Source organism: Noviherbaspirillum sp., from assembly GCF_035627455.1.
Classification (GTDB): Bacteria; Pseudomonadota; Gammaproteobacteria; order Burkholderiales; family Burkholderiaceae_D; genus Noviherbaspirillum.
Genome location: NZ_DASPLS010000088.1, coordinates 1 through 5,605, shown reverse-complemented (window position 1 = coordinate 5,605; position 5,605 = coordinate 1). Strand labels below are relative to the sequence as shown.

At 63.6% G+C, this 5,605-nt stretch carries 3 protein-coding genes and 2 pseudogenes; all 5 read left to right on the top strand.

Annotated features, from left to right (window positions below):
• Nucleotides 1-214: pseudogene (locus VEC01_RS17390) on the top strand (phosphomannomutase/phosphoglucomutase); the annotation flags it as partial.
• A 158-nt stretch (nt 215-372) separates the two neighbouring features.
• Entirely contained in the window at nt 373-2,019 is a 1,647-nt protein-coding gene (locus tag VEC01_RS17385; RefSeq protein ID WP_324902172.1) for a GMC family oxidoreductase, read from the top strand.
• A gap of 120 nt (nt 2,020-2,139) precedes the next feature.
• The gene (gene galE / locus VEC01_RS17380; protein WP_324902171.1) at nt 2,140-3,168 is read left to right on the top strand and encodes a UDP-glucose 4-epimerase GalE; all 1,029 of its coding nucleotides are present in this window, start codon (nt 2,140-2,142) and stop codon (nt 3,166-3,168) included.
• Between the two features lie 75 nt (nt 3,169-3,243).
• Nucleotides 3,244-4,101: a glycoside hydrolase family 16 protein gene (locus tag VEC01_RS17375; protein WP_324902170.1), complete on the top strand. Its 858-nt coding sequence runs from the start codon at nt 3,244-3,246 to the stop codon at nt 4,099-4,101.
• A gap of 169 nt (nt 4,102-4,270) precedes the next feature.
• A pseudogene (locus VEC01_RS17370) lies at nt 4,271-5,605 on the top strand (hypothetical protein); the annotation flags it as partial.

Here is a 5,605-nt window from a genome sequence, read left to right as displayed (position 1 = left end):
GGAAGCGCGCTTTCCGGGGGCGCAACAGGTGGTGACGATCGACGGCTTGCGGGTCGAGTATGCGGACGGCTTCGGGCTGGCGCGCTCGTCCAACACGACGCCGGTGGTGGTGATGCGCTTCGAAGGGGAGTCGGAAGCGGCGCTCAAGCGCATCCAGGGGGAGTTCAAGCGCGAAATCCTGGCAAGCAAGCCCGACGCGCGCCTGCCATTTTGATTTGTCGCAGCAGATGTGCCGTACAGATTGTGACTGCTTTCTAACGCACATCAAAACCGCGTACTGAATTGCCGTCTATCTTCAATACATCTGGTTGCCGGAGCAACTTGAATATCGATCAGGGATGACTTTTCTTACTCTAGCCAAGCAAAAGAATAATGTTTATTGATACCAGAAGGGTCGAACAAGGAGCCGTCGTGCAGTCGACGGTATGCATTATCGGTGGCGGCGTCGCCGGGATCACTCTGGCGATGGAGCTGGATAAACAGGGGGTAGACGTCTGCCTGCTCGAAAGCGGCGGTTTCGCGCCCGATGACGGCACGCGCGACTTGTGCCGCGGCGAGGACGTCGGCGAGTGGCGCTACAACTTCGCCGACGGCAGCCGCAGCCGCTTCCTCGGCGGCAGCAGCAACTGCTGGGGCGGCTGGTGTCGTCCGCTCGACCCCTGGGATTTCGAGAAGCGCGACTGGATCGATTACAGCGGCTGGCCGTTCGGCCTGGCGGAGCTGGCGCCTTACTATGACCGCACGCACTCGCTGCTGAAACTGGGCCCGAACAACTTCGATCCCGATTTCTGGGAGCGTTCGATCAACCGGCCTGACGTGCGCCGCATGCCGCTGGTCACCGGGAAGGTGCGCGACACCATTTCCCAGTTCAGTCCGCCAGCGCGTTTCGGCAAGCTGTACCGCGAAACCCTGAAGCGCTCCTCGCGCATCCGCGTCTATCTCTACGCCAACGCGGTCAACATCGATACCGACCGCAGCGCGCAGAACGTGACGCGCATCCAGGTCGCGACGCTGAGCGGCAGGCGGATCGACGTGACGGCACGCTACTACGTGGTGGCCACCGGCGGCATCGAGAATGCGCGCCTGCTGCTGGCGTCGAACAAGGTGGCGCCCGCGGGTCTGGGCAATGCCAACGACCTGGTCGGCCGCTTCTTCATGGACCATCCGCGTCTGATTACCGGAAGCATCCGGTTCGCGGATGAATGGTCGCGCAACAAGCTGTCGGACGTGAAGTACCACTACATGAACTCCGCCGTCGCCGCGCACGGCACGCATGTCGCGCATCAGTACGCGCTGACACCGGAAGTGCTGCAGGAAGAGGGCATCCTCAATGCGCGCGTCTGGTTCAACTCGATTTTCCCGGGCGAAGGCAGCGAAGGCGCGCAGGCGCTGTTCCGCATCAAGCAGGCGCTGCTGCAGAAGGACCAGCAGGACTGGAGCCTGACCAGGGATATCGCGACCATGCTTGCGCATCCGGTCGACACCTTCGGTTACGGCTACACCCGCCTGTTCCAGCCGCGCTGGCTGATCAAGGAAGTGAAGTTCCAGCTCATCGTGGAACCGGAACCCGATCCGAACAGCCGCGTGATGCTGTCGCCGACGCAGAAGGACCAGCTGGGCATGAACCGCGTGCGCGTCGACTGGCGCCTGACGTCGAAGGTGCAGCGCACCTTCGACCGTACCCTGGCGATCCTGGCCGACGACATGCGCCGCAGCGGCGTGGCGCAGGTGAAACTCGATCCGCCGATCGAGGGGAAGAAGTGGCCGTCCGACCTCGAAGGCACCTGGCATCACATGGGCACCACGCGCATGCATGACTCGCCGAAACTCGGCGTTGTCGATCGCAACTGCAAGGTGCACGGCATGAACAACCTGTTTGTCGCGGGCAGTTCGGTGTTCCCGACAGCGGGCGCGAATTTCCCGACGATTACCCTGGCAGCGCTCGCATTCCGGCTGTCCGATCACATCGTCAAGGAAGTGCGCAACAGCAGCACCCATCTCACGATGGAAGCCGCCTAACCCGGTTTCCAGTCTGTCAATCCACGCAACGGCCCGCTTCCTCAGGGCGGGCCGCAGGGCGCGTTCGCCCTCGCGTTTTGCGAGTGCATCGCGCCGGCACTGATGATCGGAGCACTCAGCATGACCAGCACTAAGACCATTCTCGTTACCGGCGCCGCCGGCTATATCGGCTCGCATACCTGCGTCGAACTGTTGAACGCCGGCTATCGCGTCGTCGCCATCGACAACCTGTGCAACAGCTCCGAGGAATCATTGAAACGCGTCGAGCGGATCACCGGCCGCAGCATCGATTTCCATGTTGCCGACGTGCGCGACCGCACCGCGCTCGATGCCCTGCTGCGCGTGCATCCGGTCGACGCCGCGATTCACTTCGCCGGCCTGAAGGCGGTCGGCGAGTCGGTGGAAAAGCCGCTGGCTTACTTTGAAAACAATGTGGCCGGCACCGTCACGCTGCTGCAGGCGCTGGGCGACGCTGGCGTGAAGAATTTCCTGTTCAGTTCATCGGCCACCGTCTACGGCGACCCGGAATCGGTACCGATCAGGGAAACGGCGCGGGTGTCAGTCACCAATCCGTATGGCCGCTCCAAGCTGATGGTCGAACAGGTGCTCGAAGATCTCGGCAAGTCCGACCCGTCCTGGGCGATCGGCGCGCTGCGCTACTTCAATCCGGCCGGCGCGCATCCGAGCGGGCTGATCGGCGAAGACCCGCGCGGCATCCCGAACAACCTGATGCCATTCATCGCACAGGTCGCGGTGGGCCGGCGCGAGAAGCTGTCGGTATTCGGCGACGACTATCCGACGCCGGACGGCACCGGCGTGCGCGACTACATCCACGTGGTCGACCTGGCGCGCGGCCACCTGGCGGCGCTCGCGGAGCTGTTCCGCTCCGGCAAGAGCTTCACGCTGAACCTTGGAACGGGACGCGGCTACAGCGTGCTGGAAATGGTGCGCGCGTTCGAGGAGGCGAGCGGACGCCAGGTGGCGTACCAGATTGTCGGACGCCGGCCGGGCGACATCGCGGTGTGCTATGCGGACCCGAAGACGGCTTGGGACGTGCTCGACTGGCGCGCGCGCAAGGGGCTGGCGGAAATGTGCGCCGACCACTGGCGCTGGCAGAGCATGAATCCGAATGGCTACCAGAGCGCCTGACACGGGTAAAAGCGGAGGTGCGGCAGCGGCGCCGCACTGCGGATAACAGATCAACCATCGAGCGCGATACCCGGTATGCCTGGAAAGAAACGCCTGCTTCACGTCGTCCTGCTGTGCATCTGCGCGGCAGTCGGTTTTTCCGCCTGCGGCGAGGACGCCGAACAGGCGCAGCTGCTTGCGGTCGCCGCCAAGTCCAAGCGGCGCGATGCGCCGGCGCAGAAGACGCCGTTCGGCCAGAAAGCATCCGACTACGTGCTTACCTTTGCCGAGGAATTCGACCGCTACAACGGCGCGCTGTGGACCGACCACCTCTGGTATGAAGACTCGCATCCGACGAAAAACTATACCGTCGAAAACGGCGTGCTGAAGATCTGGCCGCAGCGCGATGCGTCCGGCAAGTTCTTCAACCGGACGCTGGTCACCGACGGCAAGTTCGAACAGAAGTACGGCTATTTCGAAATGGAGGCGAAGCTGCCGCGCGGGAAGGGCACGTGGCCGGCGTTCTGGCTGTTCGCGCATCCCGGCAACCGGCGCCCGGAAATCGACATCATGGAAGCCTATCCCGGCGGGGTCGACCCGTGGGGCTATACCGACGATTCCGGCGTGTCGCGTCCGACCGCCTACGGCGCAACCGTATGGCGCGATGAAGGCGTGTCGGCCGGCGGCCGCCAGATCGACGCCCGCCGCGACCTGTCCGCAAAATTCCACAAGTACGCCGCCAAATGGGAGCCGGACCGGGTGACCTTCTACCTCGACGGCAAGGAAACCTATTCGGTCGACGTGAGGATGGACGACCCGATGTTCATCCTGGTGGACCTCTGGTTTGGCAGCTCGAGCGGCGAGCCGGACGACACCACGCCGACCGGGAAGTCGAACTCGTACGAGATCAACTACATCCGGGCGTGGCAATTCAGGCATCGTTCGCACCACTGATTTTCATTCTGCTGACAGCATGTCCTGTGGTTCCGGCATGCGAGGAACTGCGGCGAAAAACCCTGACTTTTCGCCTTATCTCCTCTGGAACCATTTCTGACAGGAAATGCTCTTAAGAAACTCTTGCTGCTATGAATAAAAGCGGCAACCGTTTCCTCAGGGGCCTATCTTGTCTATTTCATCTCTTCATCGTTACTCGATGGCGGCCGTGTCGAGTGCCGCCGTATTGCTCGCCGCTTGCGGCGGCGGCGCCGGCGGCAGCGGCGACACTGCCGCCGCCACATCCGGTACCGACATCTTTCTTGCGGAATCCACTGTCGTTACCTCCTCCTGGACGCGCTGCGCGCAGGAATACGGCACCTGCAGCTTCAGCGGCACGCGCCGGGTCCGTTACGGCTTGAATGACAAGTGGGCAATCCGGACCGCGACCGGTTCCATCGCCTGCAACAACAGCGTGTTCGGCGATCCCTATCCGGGCGCCAACAAGGTGTGCGAATACGAGACGACGACCGCGCCCGCTCCTGCGCCCGCTCCGGCTCCCGCTCCGGCTCCGGCGCCTTTGCCCGCGCCGACCACCACCTGGACCCGGTGCGCTTCCGAGTACGGCACCTGCACATTCTCCGGCACCAAGCAGGTCCGCTACGGGCTCGGCACGCGCTGGGCCACCCGCACCGCAACCGGTTCCATCGCCTGCAACAATTCGGTGTTCGGCGACCCTTATCCGGGGGCCAACAAGGTGTGCGAGTACGGTACCACCACGACTGCGCCGGCGCCGGCGCCGGCTCCTGCGCCTTCCACAACCACGACCACCTGGACCAGGTGCGCCAGTGAATACGGCACCTGCAGCTTCTCCGGCACGACCACGGTGCGCTATGGACTGAACGACAAGTGGGCCACACGTACCGCGACCGGTTCGATCGCCTGCAACAATTCGGTGTTCGGCGACCCGTATCCGGGTGCGAACAAGGTCTGCGACTACGCAAAGACCACGACAGTGCCTGCGCCCGCACCGGCTCCCGCACCCGCACCGGCACCGGCACCGGCCCCGGCCCCCGCACCCGCACCCGCACCCGCACCCGCACCCGCACCCGCACCAGCCTGGACCCGTTGCGCATCCGAATACGGCACCTGCAGTTTCTCCGGTACCCGCGAAGTGCGCTACGGCCTGCTCGACAAGTGGGCGACGCGTACCGCAACCGGTTCGATCGCCTGCAATAACTCGGTCTTCGGCGACCCTTATCCCGGCGCCAACAAGGTCTGCGAATATGCGTCGGCGACTTCCAGCACCTCGCCCACGCCGTCCACCTCGACCGGACCGTATGGCCAGGATGCGAACCTGTATACCCAGACTTTCGCCGACGAATTCAACAACGGCTTCAACACCAGCGTGTGGAACGACCACATCTGGTATGAAAGCTCGAACCCGACCAAGAACTACACGGTGGAAGACGGCAAGCTGAAGATCTGGCCGCAGCGCGATGCCAGCGGCAAGTTCTTCAACCGC